The sequence below is a fragment of the uncultured Marinobacter sp. genome (genome assembly GCF_947259545.1).
Classification (GTDB): Bacteria; Pseudomonadota; Gammaproteobacteria; order Pseudomonadales; family Oleiphilaceae; genus Marinobacter.
Window position 1 is genome coordinate 43,748 of sequence record NZ_CAMYMK010000008.1, and the last position, 16,780, is coordinate 60,527.

18 protein-coding genes are annotated in these 16,780 nt (G+C 59.2%); 9 read left to right on the plus strand and 9 right to left on the minus strand.

What is annotated here, in order from left to right; translation table 11 throughout:
* Window positions 1-42: 42 nt before the first annotated feature.
* Both moaC and ribA read left to right on the plus strand, forming a co-directional pair.
* Window positions 43-531: a cyclic pyranopterin monophosphate synthase MoaC gene (gene moaC, locus Q0Y21_RS11845; RefSeq protein ID WP_297795556.1), complete on the plus strand. Its 489-nt coding sequence runs from the start codon at window positions 43-45 to the stop codon at window positions 529-531.
* Window positions 532-638: 107 nt separating this feature from the next.
* Window positions 639-1,253, plus strand: coding sequence for a GTP cyclohydrolase II (gene ribA, locus Q0Y21_RS11850; RefSeq protein WP_297795559.1), 615 nt, complete (start codon window positions 639-641; stop codon window positions 1,251-1,253).
* A gap of 55 nt (window positions 1,254-1,308) precedes the next feature.
* Here the strand turns inward: ribA and dxs are convergent, their stop codons facing one another.
* The 4 genes from dxs to Q0Y21_RS11870 form a co-directional block, all read right to left on the minus strand.
* Complete coding sequence (dxs, locus tag Q0Y21_RS11855) at window positions 1,309-3,240, minus strand: 1-deoxy-D-xylulose-5-phosphate synthase (protein WP_297795562.1); 1,932 nt, start codon at window positions 3,238-3,240, stop codon at window positions 1,309-1,311.
* A gap of 110 nt (window positions 3,241-3,350) precedes the next feature.
* Window positions 3,351-4,250 carry a farnesyl diphosphate synthase gene (locus tag Q0Y21_RS11860; RefSeq protein ID WP_297795565.1) on the minus strand — a complete coding sequence of 300 codons (900 nt, stop codon included), beginning with the start codon at window positions 4,248-4,250 and terminating at the stop codon, window positions 3,351-3,353.
* Window positions 4,250-4,504, minus strand: a complete 255-nt coding sequence (locus Q0Y21_RS11865; protein ID WP_297795568.1) for an exodeoxyribonuclease VII small subunit — start codon at window positions 4,502-4,504, stop codon at window positions 4,250-4,252. The genes Q0Y21_RS11860 and Q0Y21_RS11865 overlap by 1 nt, the downstream gene beginning before the upstream one ends.
* Before the next feature lie 55 nt (window positions 4,505-4,559).
* Entirely contained in the window at window positions 4,560-5,336 is a 777-nt protein-coding gene (locus Q0Y21_RS11870; protein ID WP_297795571.1) for an NRDE family protein, read from the minus strand.
* An 85-nt stretch (window positions 5,337-5,421) separates the two neighbouring features.
* On the opposite strand from Q0Y21_RS11870, the gene Q0Y21_RS11875 reads away from it, so the two are divergent.
* The 4 genes from Q0Y21_RS11875 to Q0Y21_RS11890 all read left to right on the plus strand — a co-directional run bounded on the left by Q0Y21_RS11875 (window position 5,422) and on the right by Q0Y21_RS11890 (window position 8,787).
* Window positions 5,422-6,219: a sulfite exporter TauE/SafE family protein gene (locus tag Q0Y21_RS11875; RefSeq protein ID WP_297795573.1), complete on the plus strand. Its 798-nt coding sequence runs from the start codon at window positions 5,422-5,424 to the stop codon at window positions 6,217-6,219.
* A 10-nt stretch (window positions 6,220-6,229) separates the two neighbouring features.
* Entirely contained in the window at window positions 6,230-7,018 is a 789-nt protein-coding gene (gene lgt, locus Q0Y21_RS11880) for a prolipoprotein diacylglyceryl transferase (RefSeq protein WP_297795575.1), read from the plus strand.
* Window positions 7,015-7,854: a thymidylate synthase gene (locus tag Q0Y21_RS11885; RefSeq protein WP_297795578.1), complete on the plus strand. Its 840-nt coding sequence runs from the start codon at window positions 7,015-7,017 to the stop codon at window positions 7,852-7,854. The genes lgt and Q0Y21_RS11885 overlap by 4 nt, the downstream gene beginning before the upstream one ends.
* Before the next feature lie 417 nt (window positions 7,855-8,271).
* Window positions 8,272-8,787, plus strand: coding sequence for a dihydrofolate reductase (locus Q0Y21_RS11890; RefSeq protein ID WP_297795581.1), 516 nt, complete (start codon window positions 8,272-8,274; stop codon window positions 8,785-8,787).
* Here the strand turns inward: Q0Y21_RS11890 and Q0Y21_RS11895 are convergent.
* Window positions 8,766-10,301: a DEAD/DEAH box helicase gene (locus tag Q0Y21_RS11895; protein ID WP_297795584.1), complete on the minus strand. Its 1,536-nt coding sequence runs from the start codon at window positions 10,299-10,301 to the stop codon at window positions 8,766-8,768. The genes Q0Y21_RS11890 and Q0Y21_RS11895 overlap by 22 nt on opposite strands.
* Window positions 10,302-10,497: 196 nt before the next feature.
* On the opposite strand from Q0Y21_RS11895, the gene Q0Y21_RS11900 reads away from it, so the two are divergent.
* Window positions 10,498-11,286, plus strand: a complete 789-nt coding sequence (locus tag Q0Y21_RS11900; RefSeq protein WP_297795587.1) for a thioesterase family protein — start codon at window positions 10,498-10,500, stop codon at window positions 11,284-11,286.
* Window positions 11,287-11,310: 24 nt separating this feature from the next.
* On the opposite strand, the gene Q0Y21_RS11905 is transcribed toward Q0Y21_RS11900, so the two are convergent.
* The 3 genes from Q0Y21_RS11905 to Q0Y21_RS11915 all read right to left on the minus strand — a co-directional run bounded on the left by Q0Y21_RS11905 (window position 11,311) and on the right by Q0Y21_RS11915 (window position 13,051).
* Window positions 11,311-12,210, minus strand: coding sequence for a haloalkane dehalogenase (locus Q0Y21_RS11905; protein WP_297795590.1), 900 nt, complete (start codon window positions 12,208-12,210; stop codon window positions 11,311-11,313).
* A 124-nt stretch (window positions 12,211-12,334) separates the two neighbouring features.
* Window positions 12,335-12,583 carry a hypothetical protein gene (locus Q0Y21_RS11910; protein WP_297795593.1) on the minus strand — a complete coding sequence of 83 codons (249 nt, stop codon included), beginning with the start codon at window positions 12,581-12,583 and terminating at the stop codon, window positions 12,335-12,337.
* A gap of 123 nt (window positions 12,584-12,706) precedes the next feature.
* A complete protein-coding gene (locus tag Q0Y21_RS11915; RefSeq protein ID WP_297795596.1) occupies window positions 12,707-13,051 on the minus strand; it encodes a hypothetical protein in 345 nt (114 codons plus the stop codon).
* A 123-nt stretch (window positions 13,052-13,174) separates the two neighbouring features.
* Here Q0Y21_RS11915 and Q0Y21_RS11920 point away from each other — a divergent pair, with 123 nt between their 5' ends.
* Complete coding sequence (locus Q0Y21_RS11920) at window positions 13,175-14,251, plus strand: AI-2E family transporter (protein ID WP_297795599.1); 1,077 nt, start codon at window positions 13,175-13,177, stop codon at window positions 14,249-14,251.
* A gap of 143 nt (window positions 14,252-14,394) precedes the next feature.
* Window positions 14,395-14,808: a peptidoglycan-binding domain-containing protein gene (locus tag Q0Y21_RS11925; protein ID WP_297795602.1), complete on the plus strand. Its 414-nt coding sequence runs from the start codon at window positions 14,395-14,397 to the stop codon at window positions 14,806-14,808.
* A gap of 69 nt (window positions 14,809-14,877) precedes the next feature.
* On the opposite strand, the gene ilvD is transcribed toward Q0Y21_RS11925, so the two are convergent.
* A complete protein-coding gene (gene ilvD / locus Q0Y21_RS11930) occupies window positions 14,878-16,713 on the minus strand; it encodes a dihydroxy-acid dehydratase (protein ID WP_297795604.1) in 1,836 nt (611 codons plus the stop codon).
* Window positions 16,714-16,780 lie beyond the last annotated feature (67 nt).

A 16,780-nucleotide genomic window follows, 5' to 3' on the forward strand; every position in this document is an offset into this window, starting at 1 on the left:
TCCAATTGTTGCAGTGCCGGATAACCGGACACAGGAGAAAGTGTGAGTAAGCTGACCCACCTGGATGAGAAAGGCGAAGCCCGGATGGTGGATGTGACCACCAAGGACGTGACCGAACGTGAGGCGCGAGCTGAGGCCAGGATACGTATGTCATCCAAGACCCTTGAGATGATTGTGGATGGTCAACACCCCAAGGGGGACGTCCTTGCTGTTGCCCGCATTGCCGGCATCATGGCGGCCAAAAAGACCCATGACCTGATTCCGCTGTGTCATTCGCTGAATCTCACGTCGGTGAAAGTGGAACTGACACCCGGTGAGGATGGGGAATCCGTGCATATAGCTACCTTCTGCAAGCTTTCGGGGCAGACGGGGGTAGAGATGGAAGCGCTGACAGCCGCCAGTGTGGCAGCCCTGACGCTCTACGATATGTGCAAGGCCGTTGATCGCGGTATGGTTATCGATCAGGTCCGCCTGCTGGAGAAGAAAGGCGGTCGTAGCGGTCACTGGTCCGCATCACCCTCCGGATCGTAGAGCTGTTTGCCCCTCAGGCTGGAAGCGCAACCGTGCAGAGACTACGCCAAGAGGGTAGCCACGTGATAGAATGCGCGGCTCGATTGATTGAACCACGAGGAAAGACTGTGGCTGTTCGTTACATCCAGACCTGCCGATTGCCTACACCGTTCGGGGTCTTCGACATGCACGGCTTCGAAGAGCCGGACACGGGCAAGGAGCATGTGGCTCTGACATTGGGTGACCTGAACAGCAGCGAGCCGATGCTGGCCCGTACCCATTCCGAGTGCCTGACCGGCGATGCGCTCTACAGTATGCGTTGTGACTGCGGGTATCAGCTGGAAGAGGCCTTGCGCAGTATTGCCCGCGAAGGACGGGGCATCCTCATGTACCTGCGCCAGGAGGGGCGGGGTATTGGCCTGTTGAACAAGATTCGTGCCTACCATCTGCAGGATCAGGGAGCTGACACCGTAGAGGCCAATGAAAAGCTGGGCTTTGCGGCGGACCTGCGCGACTACAGTATGTGTAAGGATATGTTGGAGCACCTGGGCATCGAAAGCCTCAGGCTGATGACCAATAACCCGCGTAAGGTGGATGCATTAACGTCCTACGGTATCAATATTACTGAGCGGGTCCCGCTTCATGTTGGCCGTAATCCCCATAACGAGCAGTACCTCAATACCAAGCAAAGCAAGCTGGGACACTGGTTTGAGACCCACCAGGACGACGATCCGCAGGAATGAAGAATAACGTGGCCAACCGGAGCGCCTTTTGACAGGGCGCCGATTGGCCAGCTGATTACTTGACCGCTTTCAGGGTCTGGTGACGCAGCCGTTCCAGGCGCATTTCAATCGAGTGGCGAATGCCGTCGGCATCCAGCCCGCAGCCACTGAGCAACTCCCCGTGTTTACCGTGATCGATAAAGGTGTCGGGCAACCCCAGTTGCAGAACGGGCTGACTGACATCCCGTGCGTTGAGAAACTCAGTAACGGCGCTGCCGGCGCCACCAGCGATGGCGTTTTCTTCCAGAGTGACCAGCAGGTCGTGGCGTTCAGCCAGCGACAGGATCAACTCTTCATCTAGCGGTTTCACGAACCGCATATCCGCTACCGTGGCGCCCAGGGCCTCCGCGGCTTCGAGTGCCGGGGTCAGCAAGGTGCCGAAGTTAAGCACGGCAACGCCGCTCCCTTCCTTCACCACGCGTCCTTTGCCGATGGGCAAGGGAGTGAGCGCCTTGACGATTTCCGCTCCGGGTCCCGTTCCTCTGGGATAGCGCACGGCCGCGGGTCCTTCGAACATCAGTCCGGTATGGAGCAGCTGACGGGTTTCATTCTCATCAGACGGCGCCATGACCAACATATTGGGGATGCAGCGCAGGTAACTGATGTCGAAAGCCCCGGCATGAGTCGGACCGTCTTCGCCGACCAGGCCGGCACGATCAATGGCAAACAGCACGTCCAGGTTCTGGATGGCGACATCGTGGATCAGCTGATCGTAAGCCCGTTGCAGGAAGGTGGAATAGATGGCTACTACCGGTTTTGCACCATCGCAGGCCAGGCCCGCAGCCAGGGTCACGGAGTGCTGCTCGGCAATGGCCACATCGTGGTAACGGTCCGGGAAGCGCTCAGAAAATGCCAGCAGGTCTGACCCTTCGCACATCGCCGGGGTAATACCGACGACCCGCTCATCCTGCTCCGCCGCATCGCACAGCCATTGACCAAAAACATTGGCGTATTTGGGCCCGGAGGGCTTGGGTTTCACCGGTTCCGGCTTGCTGGCGGGTACCGGCTCAATCTTGTTGATGGCGTGGTAACCGATCGGGTCTGCCTCGGCCGGCGCAAAGCCCTTGCCCTTGGTGGTGACCACGTGCAGGAACTGCGGCCCCTCAAGTTCGCGGATGTTCTCCAGGGTTTCGAGCAGCAGCGGCAGGTCATGGCCGTCAATTGGTCCGATATAGTTGAAGCCAAGCTCTTCAAACAGGGTGCCCGGGGCAATCATGCCCTTGAAGTGCTCTTCGGTCTTCTTCGCCAGCGCCATCAGGTTGGGGGTCCCCTGAAGGACCTTCTTGCTGCTGTCCCGCACCTGATTGTAGGTGCGGCTGGCCAGCAGTTTGGCAAAGTAATTGGACAGCCCCCCGACATTGCGGGAAATGGACATGTCATTGTCATTCAGGATCACCAGCATGTCGGCGTGCAAATGGCCGGCGTGGTTCAATGCCTCAAAGGCCATGCCCGCGGTCATTGCACCGTCGCCGATGACGGCGATGCTCTTGCGCCCGGTTTTCTGCATACGGGCAGCCATGGCCATGCCAAGAGCCGCACTGATGGAGGTGCTGGAGTGCCCCACCCCAAAGGTGTCGCATTCGCTTTCAGCGCGTTTGGGGAAGCCCGCCAGTCCGCCCTTGCGGCGAATGGTGCCCATCTGCTCGCGGCGGCCGGTCAGGATCTTGTGCGGGTAGGCCTGGTGGCCTACATCCCAGACCAGGCGGTCCTCCGGGGTGTTGAAGACGTAGTGCAGGGCGACGGTCAGTTCGAGTACGCCCAGCCCTGCGCCGAAATGGCCACCGGTCTGGCCCACGGACCACAGCAGGAACGACCGTAACTCGCGGGCCAGTTGCGTCAGCTGCTCTGCCGGCAGTTCCCGTAACTGATCCGGAGTGTCAATCCTGTCCAGTAGCGGCGTGTTGGGCCGCTGTGGCGGGATTTCCTTGAAAATGTATGTGTCCTGCATCTGTTAGGGTCTTTCTCGATCTGTGTGACGAATCAATTGTTGTCGGATGACACCTGCGGCTAATCCGACTTACAGGGTATTGACAGTGTGCGCTTCCAGCCCCGGATCAATCAATGGCTCCGGGCGACCACGTAATCCGCCATGGCTCTCAGCGGGTCCGCTTCCGGACCGAAGTCGGCCAGGTGGTCGAGTGCGGTCTTCAACAGCTGTGACAAGAGCTCTCTGGCGCCGTTATTGCCAAGCAGTGACGGGAACGTAGGTTTGCCCCTGGCGAGGTCAGAGCCCTGGGGTTTTCCGATAACGGCAGTGTCACCCTCAATGTCCAGCAGGTCATCCTGAACCTGGAATGCCAGCCCGAGAGCCCGGGCGTAGCCGGTTAGCGCAGTGAGGTGCTGCTCTGGCAGGGAGTCCGCCGTCAAGGCGCCTATGCGAACACTGGCTTCAATCAACGCACCGGTCTTGTGGCGGTGCATGTTTTCCAGTTCGCCAATGCTCAGCGTTTTGCCCACGGAGGCCAGATCAATGGCCTGACCGCCCACCATGCCCCGATGGCCGCTGGCAACGGCCAGTTCGCGGACCATGGCCAGACGTGTGGCATCGGTCAGCTTGGGGGCTTCCGCCAGCCAGCCGAAGGCCAGGGCCTGCAGGGCGTCGCCGGCGAGAATGGCGGTTGCTTCGTCGAAAGCGATGTGGGCTGTGGGGCGTCCCCTGCGTAATTCATCGTTATCCATGGCGGGGAGGTCATCGTGGATCAACGAATAGGCATGGATCAGCTCCAGGGTACATGCCGGGACCAGGGCTCGCTCCGAATCCTGGCCCACGGCCCGGGCGGCCGCGAGGCAGAGAGCCGGACGGATGCGCTTGCCACCACCGAGTACGCTGTAGCGCATGGCCTCCTGCAGACGATCGGAGGCCCGGCCACCGGCTTCGATGTGCTTATCCAGCGCGGCATCCACCCGGGCCCGTGAGGTTTCAAGAAAACTTTCCGCAATCAGGGGCTGTGCGGTCATCAGGCGGACTCATCCGGGGTGAAGGGGCGGGTTTCCAGCGTGCCATCGTTGTTCTGTACCAGTTGTTCAACCCGTTGTTCTGCTGTTTTCAGGGCTTGCTGGCACTCGCGGGTCAGCTTGACGCCCCGCTCAAAGGCGGTCAGTGACTGCTCCAGGGACAATTCGCCCTGTTCCAGGTCACGAACCAGCTTTGCCAGCTCATCAAGGGATTTTTCAAAGTCGGCGATGGATGTTGCGCCTTGTTCACCGGCCATGTGAGGCCCTCCGGTTGCTTCGCGGGTTTTGGCGGATTATATCAAAGGTTGCGTGCTACCGCTGCCAACAGAACTGACGACGTTCGCCTGGTTCGCCCATGGGCCTCCAGCCCTGCTCGGTCACCCGGATTTCCCCGGAGCGGCAGACGGACACAATAGTGGTCGCGCGGGTGCCGTAATCACTGCCGACGATAAAGGGCGATGACAGGAAACGCTCGGTTTCCAGCCCGACACCGGTATCGGGCAGATCCCGGTCCGGCGCGGGTGTAGTGTCGTGAAGCAGCGTGATCAGAGCGTCATGGAGTGGCTCCGAGGCATCCGCTGGCGTCTCTGCCAGCGTATGTGACATGGCGTTGCGAAGTTTCAGAAGTTTCGGCCATGGCGTCTGCAGTAGATGGTTGCTGAGTCCATAGGTGCCCCTGTGGATCTTGCGCCCGGGGTGGGCGTCCCGATTGCTGAAATACCAGCCGGACTGCCCGTCCAGATGGATCAGGTTGAAACCGGAATAATCGTCCTGTTGGTGCGCCAGTTGCTGTTCCAGATCTGCCACCGGCATAGCCAGAGCCTGCAGCGGCAACTCGCCCCGGCTTTTACGCCCGGGTTCGGCAGTGCCTTCCCGCACATTGGTTACTGCAGAGACCCGGCCATCCTCGCTGACAGCCAGCCAGGTGCCGCCGGACAGCAAATCCCGGCCGGCCAGAACCGGAGGCTGGTCCCCCTCCTGCCACCAGTCCATGGCGGCCGTGGGCCGGCGGAAAAATTCATCGCGATTGGCGGCAACCACCAGCGGGTAATCGGGATTCTGTCCGAGGGAAAAGGCGATCAGGCACATGGGGGTATCGATGCTCTCATAATGAACTCGGCGACGTCGGTGTGTATCATACCAGCCTTGTTTCCTGACTGCGTATGGCTGTGCTATGACCCTGTTAAACGTATTTGGCCTCTACCTCGCGCTCGGCGCCTTTGCCGGGACGCTGGCGGGGTTGTTTGGTATAGGTGGCGGGCTGATCATTGTGCCTGTGCTTATCTTTAGCTTTGGATTACAGGGTATTAGCACGGAAATAGCCGCGCATATGGCAGTAGGTACGTCGCTGGCCACCATTGTGTTCACTTCCATGAGCTCCATCCGTTCCCACCACCTCCATGCGGCCGTGCGCTGGGATATATTCAAGCCGATGACCGTTGGTATTGTCATGGGTGCCTTGGTGGGCGCCTGGACAGCGTCCCTGCTGAGTGGGCCGGCGCTGGAACTGGTCATCGGTGTTTTTGTCATTCTGGTGGCGTTGAAAATGATATTTGAGGTGAATCCGAAGCCGGGCCGTGTCGTGCCCGGCCCCGCCGGGCTCGGAGCCGCCGGCGGTGGTATCGGGTGGGCTTCCGCGATATTCGGCATTGGCGGAGGCACACTGACCGTGCCTTACCTGAGCTGGTGTAACGTGAACATGCAACAGGCTGTGGGCACATCGGCTGCCTGCGGTCTGCCGATCGCCGTGGCCGGTGCCCTGGGTAATATCTGGACCGGCTGGGGAAGTCCTGAGTTGCCGACCCTGAGCCTGGGCTTCATCTATTTGCCCGCGCTGTTGGGTATTATCCTTACCAGCGTGTTTTTTGCCCGGGTCGGGGCAAATCTCGCGCACCGTATGAACGCCCGGCTATTGAAACGAATATTCGCCATCATGCTGATCCTGGTCGGCATCCGCTTTCTTCTGAGCTGAGAGGTTTTAGATGCTGCAGCATCCGCAGTTTGATCCCGTGGCCATTTCACTGGGGCCCCTGAAAATCCACTGGTACGGACTGACCTATCTGGTGGGCTTTATTGCCGGCTGGTGGCTGGGCAGAATCCGCGCCCGCAAACCCTGGTCGCCCCTGAACGAAGAGCAGGTGGGCGATCTGTTGTTCTACATCGCCCTCGGGGTCATTCTCGGCGGCCGCTTCGGTTACGTGGTGTTCTACAACTTCGATACTTTCATCGCCGACCCGCTCTGGCTTCTGCGGGTCTGGGAAGGCGGCATGTCCTTCCACGGTGGCTTGCTGGGCGTCATGTTTGCCATGTGGTGGTACGGCCGCAAAGTCGGCAGCGGTTTCTGGAGAATGGCGGACTTCGTTGCTCCGCTGGTCCCTATCGGCCTCGGAGCCGGACGCATCGGCAATTTCATCAACGGCGAACTCTGGGGCAAACCCACGGACGTCCCCTGGGGTATGGTGTTTCCCCAGGCGCCGGATGCCTTGGCGCGCCACCCGTCTCAGCTGTACCAGTTTGCCCTGGAGGGGGTGGTGTTCTTTATCATCCTCTGGTGGTTCTCCTCCAAGCCCCGTCCACGCATGGCGGTATCCGGCCTGTTCCTGGTCTGCTACGGCGTGTTCCGCTTCCTGGTGGAATTCGTGCGCCAGCCTGACGCCCAGATCGGCTACCTCGCCTTCGACTGGCTCACCATGGGGCAGGTGCTGTCGTTCCCGATGATCGTGGCCGGTGCCGGCCTTATGTTGATTGCTTATCGCAGAGGTATTGAATGAAAGCCTATCTCGACCTGATGAAAGACGTGGTAGATAACGGCCTGGACCGGGGCGACCGAACCGGCGTTGGCACCCGCTCCGTCTTTGGCCGCCAGATCCGTTTCGACCTGGAGCAGGGCTTCCCGCTGGTCACCACCAAGAAAGTCCATTTGCGTAGCATCATCCAGGAACTGCTGTGGTTCCTGCAGGGTTCCACCGACAACAACTGGCTGAAAGAACGCAACGTCTCCATCTGGAACGAATGGGCCCTGGAAAACGGCGACCTGGGTCCGATCTATGGCAAACAGTGGCGCAGCTGGCACTGTCCGGACGGTAGCACCGTTGACCAGATCAGCGATGTGATCGACCAGATCCGCAACAAGCCCAACTCCCGCCGGCTGATCGTGTCCGCCTGGAACCCGGCGGAGCTCCCGGACGAATCCATCGGCCCCCAGGACAACGTCCGCCAGGGCCGCATGGCTTTGGCGCCGTGCCACTGCCTGTTCCAGTTCTATGTCGCCGACGGCAAGCTCTCCTGCCAGCTCTACCAGCGCAGCGCTGACCTGTTCCTGGGCGTGCCGTTCAACATCGCCTCATACGCGCTGCTGACTCACATGATTGCCCAGCAATGTGATCTGGGGGTGGGCGAGTTCGTGCATACCTTTGGTGACTGTCACCTGTATCAGAATCACCTGACCGACGACATCGTGTTCGAGCAGTTGAAGCGGGAACCGCGGGCTCTGCCTAAACTTGTGATCAAGCGGAAGCCGGAGTCGATCTTTGGATACGAGTTGGAAGATTTCGAGTTTGAGGGGTATGAGCCTCATCCGGTGATAAAGGCTCCCATCGCTATTTGACCTATGTTTGGGCCCGGTCCGATTGTTGTGGGGGCTGCAGGGTAGCGGGTTGGGCTTTCCGAAAAACGCCTCAAGGCATCCATGCGCGGCTTCGGCTCCGCCATCCATGGCTCCGCAGATTTTCGGAAAGCCCAACCCGCTACCCTGCGTTCTGACGATAAGGTTTGCTTATCGAAAAGAGAACGTCGGGTTTTGGTATTTACGCAGGGTTATGAGTTCTGAATACTTGAATCTTGAATCACTGACTGCGATGTCGAGTCGCGAGAGGGCGGGAAGGGGTGTTCAAAAATCTGCGGAGCCATGGATGGCGGAGCCGAAGCCGCACACGGACGTCTTGAGGCGCTTTTTGAACACCCCTTCCCGTCCTCTCGCAGCCCCCAAGTCAAAAAAAGTAACTCCCAGCCAAGAGATCAAAACATGAGAAAAGCCCTGATAGTCGCCATGTCCCGTAACCGGGTCATCGGCCGTAACAACAAGCTACCGTGGTACCTGCCCGGCGACCTGCGGTACTTCAAGCAGGCTACCATGGGGAAACCGATCATCATGGGGCGGAAAACCTGGGATTCCATTGGGCGGCCGTTGCCGGGGCGGATGAACGTGGTTATTTCCCGCAATCCGGAATGGGAAGCACCCGCTGGAACGGTAGCAGCGAAATCATTGGAAGAGGCGCTGGTCAAAGCCGAAGCTCAGGCTGAAATCGAGGGTGGGGACGAAGTGATGATTATCGGGGGCGGGCAGATCTACGCTGAGGCCCTGCCGATGGTGGATCGAATCTACATCACCCAGGTGCACGCAGAGGTTGAGGGAGACGCATTCTTTCCGGAAGTGAACTGGGATGAGTGGGAAGAAATCGGACGGGAGGATTTCTCCGCGTCCGATAACAACCCTTACGACTACAGTTTCGTCGTCTATCAGCGCTTGGCGTCGGCCTGACGGGCAGGGCGCTTACCAGCGGGCTTGCCGCCCTTGCCTGGGGGCTTGCCCTTCGGGCCGGGGCCGCCGCGACCTTTCGGGCCTTTCTTGAAGCCCGGCTTGAATCCGGGCTTGCCACCCTTGCGGCCATCGCCCGGACGACCGCCCTTGCGATCCCTGCGTGGTGGCGTCGCCGACACTACAGGCAAGGCTTCCGGCTGTTCCAGAGGCATGGAGCCCGGCAGGGCTGCTTCCATCCAGCAGGCCAGAGCACCGGCCACCATCGCCATGTCCATATCATTGCGCTCGGCGATTTCATCCAGCAGCGCCATCGACTTGGCCAGCTTGCGGTCCTCGGCAAAGCCCAGCAATTGCGCTTCGAACTGCTGCTCACGCATCTTTTTCAGATCCGTGGGTGAGGGCAGCTCATAAGCTTCCATGGGCGAGTTGGTGGCGCGCTCAAGGGTGCGCAGCCAGCTGCGTTCCCTCGGGGTGACCAGCAGGATTGCCTTGCCTTCACGGCCGGCGCGGCCGGTACGACCAACCCGGTGGATATAGGCTTCGGTATCGTAAGGGACATCGTAGTTGATGACGTGGGTAATCCGCGGCACATCCAGGCCCCGGGCCGCCACATCCGTGGCTACGATGATGTCTTTCTTGCCGCGCTTGAGATCTTCGACCGTCTGCTCGCGCTGGCGCTGGTTCAGGTCACCATTCAGAGGAGCGACAGCGTGCCCGCGGGCGGACAGCTTTTCGGCCAGCAGTGTGGTTTCCGCCTTGGTGCGCACGAAAATAATCGAGGCGTCAAACGGCTCCACTTCAAGGATGCGGGTCAGGGCGTCCAGTTTGCGTTCGGCGTAGACCGGCAGAACAAACTGGGAAATCCGCTCGACCGTGCGGGTTTCGCTCTCGATTTTGACTTCGGTCGCGTTGCGCAGGTAGGTCTGGGCGACCTTCTTGATCTGCGGCGGCATGGTGGCCGAGAACAGCGCGCGCTGGCAGTTCTCCGGTGTCTTGGCGAGAATCGCCTCCACATCGTCGATGAAGCCCATGCGGAGCATTTCGTCGGCCTCGTCCAGCACCAGCGCTTTCAGGCTGTCCAGTTTCAGGGTGCCACGGCGCAGGTGATCCAGCAGGCGACCCGGGGTGCCAACGATAACCTGGGCACCGCGCTTGAGGGCCTTCAATTGCGGATAGAAGTCCTGGCCACCGTAGATCGGCAGTACGTGAAAACGACTGAACTTGCTGGCGTATGTGGTAAAGGCTTCTGCTACCTGAATCGCCAACTCCCGTGTGGGAGCCAGTACCAGAATCTGGGGCTCGCTCACGGAAGCATCAATCCGACTCAGCAGGGGCAGCGCAAACGCTGCAGTCTTGCCGGTACCGGTCTGGGCAACCCCCAGAAGGTGGTTGCCGGCAAGCAGTGCAGGAATGGCCTGGGCCTGTATGGGAGACGGGGTTTCATAACCGACGGCGGTTACAGCGTCGAGAACGGCTGAATCCAGACCAAGTTCGGCAAAAGACAATTCTGACATTAATGTACTCGGAATTCGGAGGGTAAAGCATTGCGGGGCAATGCATGATGTGATCGCATTATAGCCCGTTTGCGATTGCTTTAATACGCAAAATAGTGGACTTGTCGTAGGTAGTTGCCGGAGCGCGCCATTGCGTTGTGGTGCTTTATTGGGCAGTCTTTGATTTTTCAGGTAGCAAGCTAACAGGAAGGGCCAAATGAATTTCGATGACGTGCTGGCGGCCGGCAGGGCTGAAGGGGAGTTGGTGTTTACGCCTGACTGGGCACAGGGGCGTGCCACCTTTGGCGGCATTATTGCGGCACTGGTGTTCGACAGGATGGAAAAGATTGTGGCACCCGGGCGCGCCATGCGATCCATGCAGGTGTCATTCGTCGGGCCGGTAACCCCGGGGGTGCCGGTGGAGATTGATGCGGACATTCTGCGGGAGGGCAAGGCCGTCAGCCAGGTTCAGGGCAGGATTCTGCAGGAGGGCGAGGTAAAACTGGTGTGCCTGGCCAGTTTTGGCGGGGACCGGGAATCGACAGTGGCCGTCAGTCCGCTGCCGGCACCCGAAGCGACGCCGGTGGACGCGTGCCAGGGGTTGCCCTACATCAAGGGTATGACACCGGAGTTCACCCAGCATATCGAGATGCGCTGGGCCTTCGGTTCTTTCCCGTTCAGTGGCAAGGGCGGTCGTGACATGGGCGGCTGGATGCAGTTCCGGGAGCGGCCGGAGGAAATCTCCGATGCCCATATTGTCGCGCTGGTGGATGCCTGGCCTCCGGCGCTCCTGCCTCATCTGAAAGAGCGCGTGCCTGCCAGCTCCCTGAGCTGGGCCCTGGATATCATGCATCCCCGTCCCGCCATGGCGCCGGGAGACTGGTTGCTCTACAAGGCAACGATCGATCAGGCCGGTGCGGGTTACGGACATACCCAGGCGGGCATCTGGACCAGCAAAGGCGAATTGGTGGCGCTGAGTCGTCAGACCGTTACTGTGTTTGGCTAAGGCGCTTGCCGGGACGGGCGGCCCTCAAGCTGCCTGTACCGATTTCAGGGCGTCGTTGATGATGCGGGCAAAATCCTCAGGAGAGTCTTCCTGCAGGAAATGTCCTCCCCGAAGGGTAATGTGTGGCTGACCATAGGCACCGGGGATACGTCGTTGCATGTGCCGGTCACCGCCGCGGGTAATGGGATCGCCACTGCTGAAGCAGGTAATGAATGGCTTTCGCCACTTCTCCAGGACTTTCCAGGCCGCCTTGTTGGGGCCACTGGCCGGGTCATCCGGTGAAACCGGCACCAATTTTGGAAACGCTCTGGCTCCGGCCTTGTACTCGGGGCTGGGGAATGGTGCCTCGTACGCGGCCAACTCAGCCGTGCTGAGGGTACGCTCCGTACCCAGTTGCACGATGCGTCCTACCGGAAACCATGGGCTGTGGGTGGCAAAGGCTTTCCACAGGGAGAAGACCGTGGGAATAGGGGTTTCACCCGTGGGCAGCATGCCGTTGCCAACGATAATTCGTTGAAACAGCTGCGGATTTTCGGCCACCAGACGCAGTCCGAGCAGGGAGCCCCAGTTCTGGCACACCAGGGTAATGTTGGTCAGTTCCAGGGATTCCAGCCAGTGGGTCAGCCAATCAATATGGCGCTGGTAACTGTAGTCGCCTACGTCGGCGGGTTTGTCAGACTTGCCGAACCCGATCAGGTCCGGGGCCAGAACCCGATGACCGGCGGCTGCGACGATAGGAATCATGTGGCGATACAGGTACGACCACGATGGCTCACCGTGAAGCATGACGACGGGCGAGGCGGTTGCCGGTCCTTCATCAACAAAATGCATTCTCAGGCCTGGTTCCACGTCCAGGTAGTGAGGTGCAAAGGGATAATCCGGGAGGCCTTGGAAGTGGGCCTCATCGGTTCTCAGAATGCGCATGCCATCGACTGTCCTGACTGAGTGGTTGCGTGGCTGTAGTAGTCGCAGCCTTTACTTCAGTCAGGATAAAGCAGATGGAAAATTTGTGTGTTTGGTTTAGGTAACAGTGCGTTGCCGGATTGAATCAGGACGCCAGGCCAAACAGTGTGTCCGGATTGTCGAATGCCGCCAGAGCGTCGTCACAGCAGTTAACCGCGCCGCAGTCGTCGGCGGAGCAAAGGCCGATGGTCCGGCAGTGAAAATCCTCGAAGCGCTCACCGTCGTTACGGAAAATACGGGCGCGGGGCAATGTGGAATGACAATGCCCGCAAAGCAGTGTCGGAACGGCGCTTCCTTCAGCCGCTACGGCACGGTAATGGTCGTGTTTACTCATTATAAACCTCCTCAATATGTCTAACATAAGGGCCCGATGTGACAATTCAAAGACCGGCGCTCTGTGTGTCAGGGATGAGAAGTACGTACGTAACCCTCTTGATGTTCACTTTTCGCGGTAGATTCAGTTATTTGCGTCTGGAATTGGGCGCCGGTTAGAGCGTTTGTCATCCCAGCTCAGTTCTTTCGGGTTGTACCAGCCAATCCGGTCCAGAACCTTGTCCCTGGTAGCCGGAGACAACGTCGGCCAAAGCTCCTGAAACTCGTCCAGGCCCTGTTCACGCTGCTTTTGCTGTTTGCTCTGCAGGCGGCGGATGATGCGCGGGAGATGAAGAGCCTCGCCCAGTTGGCCAGGTACCCAGACGTCCTGCCCCATCACCTTTCGGCGGTGGGTCCTGGCTGCCAGCACCTTGTTCAGGGCGGTGGCCGCATCCAGCGCGGTTTCGATAGTGAACTCTTCGTGATCCAAGGGGCGACCTGTTTTATTACTGATCAATAACCGATCACTATACCCTGAAAAAGCCTGTGCTGGCCACGGGCCGTGTTAGGCTATGGCCCAGTTATCAGGAACAGCATGGGAGACAATCGATCGATGTACAAAAAACTGGAAACACGGACTTTTCTGGCCATGCTGCTGGGGGTCTCCCTGGCCTTCATTCTGTTGATGAAGCCGTTCTTTGGCCCCATTTTCTGGTCCGTCGCGATCGCGCTTATTTTCTACCCGGTGAGGGAAGCGTTAGCGCGCAGACTCGGGAACCGTCCAAATGTTGTCGCCTTGCTCACACTCACCATCTGCATGGTGATTGTGGTGATACCGGTCATTATTCTGGTGACGTCACTGATTGCAGAGGGATTGGGGCTGTACCAGAAGATCCAGAGTGGTGAGATCCAGCCGGGGGAATACATTGACAGGGTTAACCAGTCGTTCCCGGCAATAGAGGCTTTCCTTGCCCAGTTCGATATTGATTTCAGGGGGGTCAGGGATCGCGTTGTGAATGCCTTCCTTGGGGGGAGCCAGTTCCTGGCGAAGCAGGCCCTTGGGCTTGGCCAGAATACGTTCCAGTTCTTTCTGGGACTGGCGTTGATGGTGTATCTCGCTTTTTTCCTGATTCGGGATGGCAACAAGCTGGTGGATCTGTTGATTCGTGCCTTGCCGCTGGGTGATGAGCGCGAACGTTTGCTGTTTGCCAAGTTTGCCGAGGTCACCCGGGCAACCGTAAAAGGCAACCTGCTGATCGCCATTATCCAGGGCGCCCTTGGCGGCCTGATCTTCTGGATACTGGGTATCACCGGGGCCCTGCTGTGGGGCGTGGTCATGGCTATCGTTTCACTCATTCCGGCAATTGGCGCTTCTCTCGTCTGGGTGCCGGTGGCAATCTACCTGGCCGCTGCGGGGGAGGTCGTTTCCGCCGTCGTGCTGACGGCCTTCGGGGCTATCGTGATCGGCCTTGCCGATAACGTTCTGCGGCCCATCCTGGTTGGCCGTGATACCAAGCTTCCGGACTATATCGTTTTGCTGTCAACGCTGGGGGGCATCGTCATGTTCGGTATTAATGGATTTGTAATGGGGCCTCTGGTCGCTGCCCTGTTTATGGCGTTCTGGGGCATTTTTATTCGAGAGTTTGGTGAAGTGCCGGTTGCAACGGTAGATCAGGAATCTGATCAATAACGCGAAACTGTGACCTGTATGGAATCAGGCGGGTTGGAAGGTATGTTAGGCTGCCGGCGACATACCCCATTCATGGGGATAGGCTCTATCCAACAATAAGAATCGATGTCGTGATGATATCAGGTGATTCTCAGGAGAATTCCATGCCCGCAACAACACTTAAACGTCGCTCGGTGATCGCAGCCCTGATCACCGCCGCATTGGCCATGAGCGCCGCGCCCGGGGCGTTTGCCAACAATACTGTGGCCCTCAAAAACGCGCTCTATGGCGCGGGTTATGACTTGGATAACGTCAGTAAAGCGATGGATAGCGATACCCGTTCCGCACTTCGTGCCTTCCAGCAGGATCAGGGGCTGAAAGTCACGGGTGAGCTGAATGAGGCCACCAAGTCGGCACTGGGTATGGTGCCGATGGAGGTTGCGGTTAATCAGGCGTCCGGTGGCAATAATCCCTCTGCGAAGGGCGGCAGCGAGGCTGCTTCAGTGAAAGCGGAGTCGAATCCGGAACAGGAAGACGCCGTTGAGGAGGATGATGACGGAGGCTGGTCGCTGTTCTGATACTGAGGCTGTACCAAAAAGCCCGCCAGGCTTTTGACCTGAGCGGGCTTTTTTGTGCCTGGGCCGTGATTAATCGAGCTTTTCGAGATCCCTGACGGCGCCCTTGTCGGCACTGGTGGCCAGCAGGGCATAGGCTTTCAGTGCTGCGGAGACCTTGCGGTCCCGGGGGAGCTCGGGTTTCCAGCCCTTATCGTCACGCTCGGCGCGCCGGCGATCCAGCTCCCGTTGGTCGATTTCCACGTTGATGCTCCGGTTCGGGATATCAATGCGGATGAGATCGCCATTTTCAATCAGGCCAATGGCACCGCCCGCTGCTGCTTCTGGTGAAGCGTGACCGATAGACAGCCCCGAGGTGCCGCCAGAGAAACGGCCATCGGTCAGCAGGGCACACTCCTTGCCCAGGCCTTTCGATTTCAGGTAGCTGGTGGGGTAGAGCATTTCCTGCATGCCGGGTCCGCCGCGCGGCCCTTCGTAGCGGATAATGACAACTTCACCGGGCTTGACTTCGTCGCTGAGAATGCCGGCAACAGCGGAATCCTGGCTTTCAAACACACGGGCCTTGCCTTCAAATACATAGATGCTTTCATCCACGCCGGCGGTCTTGACCACGCAGCCATCCAGGGCAATGTTGCCATACAGAACCGCAAGGCCGCCCTCGGACGAGTAAGCATGCTCAACGGAGCGGATGCAGCCGCTTTCCCGGTCGCCGTCCAGGGAAGGCCAGCGGGTGGCCTGGCTAAACGCGGTCTGGGTGGGAATGCCCGCCGGACCCGCCTTGTAGAACTCCACCACTTCCGCTGGCGGTTTGCGCATGATGTCCCAGGTTTCCAGGGCTTCGTGCATGGTTTTGCTGTGAACTGTCGGCAGGTCGGTGTTGATCAGCCCGCCACGTTCAAGCTCACCGAGGATGCCCATAATCCCGCCAGCGCGGTGGACGTCTTCCATGTGGTATTTGGGGGAGTTGGGCGCCACCTTGCAAAGCTGCGGTACCCGGCGGGAGAGCTGGTCGATTTCGTTCAGCGTGAACGGAACGTTTCCTTCCTGCGCCGCTGCCAGCAGGTGCAGTATGGTATTGGTGGAACCGCCCATGGCTATGTCCATTACCATGGCATTTTCAAAGGCGGCCATGGAGGCAATGCTCAGCGGCAACACACTGGCATCGTCTTCTTCGTAAAAGCGTCGTGCGTTCTCTACAATCTGGCGACCGGCTTTGAGGAACAGCTGTTCGCGGTCGGCGTGAGTGGCCAGCATGGAGCCGTTGCCGGGCAGTGCCAGGCCGATGGCTTCGGTCAGGCAGTTCATGGAGTTGGCCGTGAACATGCCAGAACAGGATCCGCAGGTGGGGCAGGCGCTGCGCTCGTATTCGGCGACCGTTTCATCATCCGCATTGGGATCGGCGGCGATGACCATGGCATCCACCAGGTCCAGCTTGTGCTCGGACAGTTTGGTTTTACCGGCTTCCATGGGGCCGCCGGAGACAAAAATAGTGGGGATGTTCAGGCGCATGGCGGCCATCAGCATGCCCGGGGTGATTTTGTCGCAATTGGAAATGCACACCAGGGCATCGGCGCAGTGCGCATTGACCATGTATTCCACGGAATCGGCGATGATTTCCCGCGACGGCAGGGAGTAAAGCATGCCGTCGTGACCCATGGCGATACCATCGTCTACGGCGATGGTGTTGAACTCTTTGGCAACGCCCCCTGCAGCCTCGATTTCGCGACAGACCAGCTGGCCCAGATCCTTCAGGTGCACATGGCCCGGTACAAACTGGGTAAAGGAGTTGGCAACGGCGATGATCGGCTTTCCGAAATCTTCGTTTTTCATACCGGTGGCTCGCCAGAGCGCACGGGCACCGGCCATGTTACGGCCTGCGGTGGATGTCCGCGAACGATACTGAGGCATGGGGTTCAGGTCTCTCTTTGTGTTGCTTTTGACAAGGGTTGGGAGGACAAAGGATACCAGATTCGAC

Coding starts and splice junctions, on each gene's coding strand:
- Q0Y21_RS11860 (WP_297795565.1), bottom strand. CDS start 4,250: ATGACCGCACAGCCCCTGATTGCGGAAAGTTTTCTTGAAACCTCACGG.
- Q0Y21_RS11910 (WP_297795593.1), bottom strand. CDS start 12,583: ATGAGTAAACACGACCATTACCGTGCCGTAGCGGCTGAAGGAAGCGCC.
- Q0Y21_RS11865 (WP_297795568.1), bottom strand. CDS start 4,504: ATGGCCGGTGAACAAGGCGCAACATCCATCGCCGACTTTGAAAAATCC.
- Q0Y21_RS11885 (WP_297795578.1), top strand. CDS start 7,015: ATGAAAGCCTATCTCGACCTGATGAAAGACGTGGTAGATAACGGCCTG.
- lgt (WP_297795575.1), top strand. CDS start 6,230: ATGCTGCAGCATCCGCAGTTTGATCCCGTGGCCATTTCACTGGGGCCC.
- Q0Y21_RS11920 (WP_297795599.1), top strand. CDS start 13,175: ATGTACAAAAAACTGGAAACACGGACTTTTCTGGCCATGCTGCTGGGG.
- Q0Y21_RS11900 (WP_297795587.1), top strand. CDS start 10,498: ATGAATTTCGATGACGTGCTGGCGGCCGGCAGGGCTGAAGGGGAGTTG.
- Q0Y21_RS11905 (WP_297795590.1), bottom strand. CDS start 12,210: ATGCGCATTCTGAGAACCGATGAGGCCCACTTCCAAGGCCTCCCGGAT.
- dxs (WP_297795562.1), bottom strand. CDS start 3,240: ATGCAGGACACATACATTTTCAAGGAAATCCCGCCACAGCGGCCCAAC.
- Q0Y21_RS11895 (WP_297795584.1), bottom strand. CDS start 10,301: ATGTCAGAATTGTCTTTTGCCGAACTTGGTCTGGATTCAGCCGTTCTC.
- Q0Y21_RS11925 (WP_297795602.1), top strand. CDS start 14,395: ATGCCCGCAACAACACTTAAACGTCGCTCGGTGATCGCAGCCCTGATC.
- Q0Y21_RS11875 (WP_297795573.1), top strand. CDS start 5,422: ATGACCCTGTTAAACGTATTTGGCCTCTACCTCGCGCTCGGCGCCTTT.
- Q0Y21_RS11870 (WP_297795571.1), bottom strand. CDS start 5,336: ATGTGCCTGATCGCCTTTTCCCTCGGACAGAATCCCGATTACCCGCTG.
- ilvD (WP_297795604.1), bottom strand. CDS start 16,713: ATGCCTCAGTATCGTTCGCGGACATCCACCGCAGGCCGTAACATGGCC.
- Q0Y21_RS11890 (WP_297795581.1), top strand. CDS start 8,272: ATGAGAAAAGCCCTGATAGTCGCCATGTCCCGTAACCGGGTCATCGGC.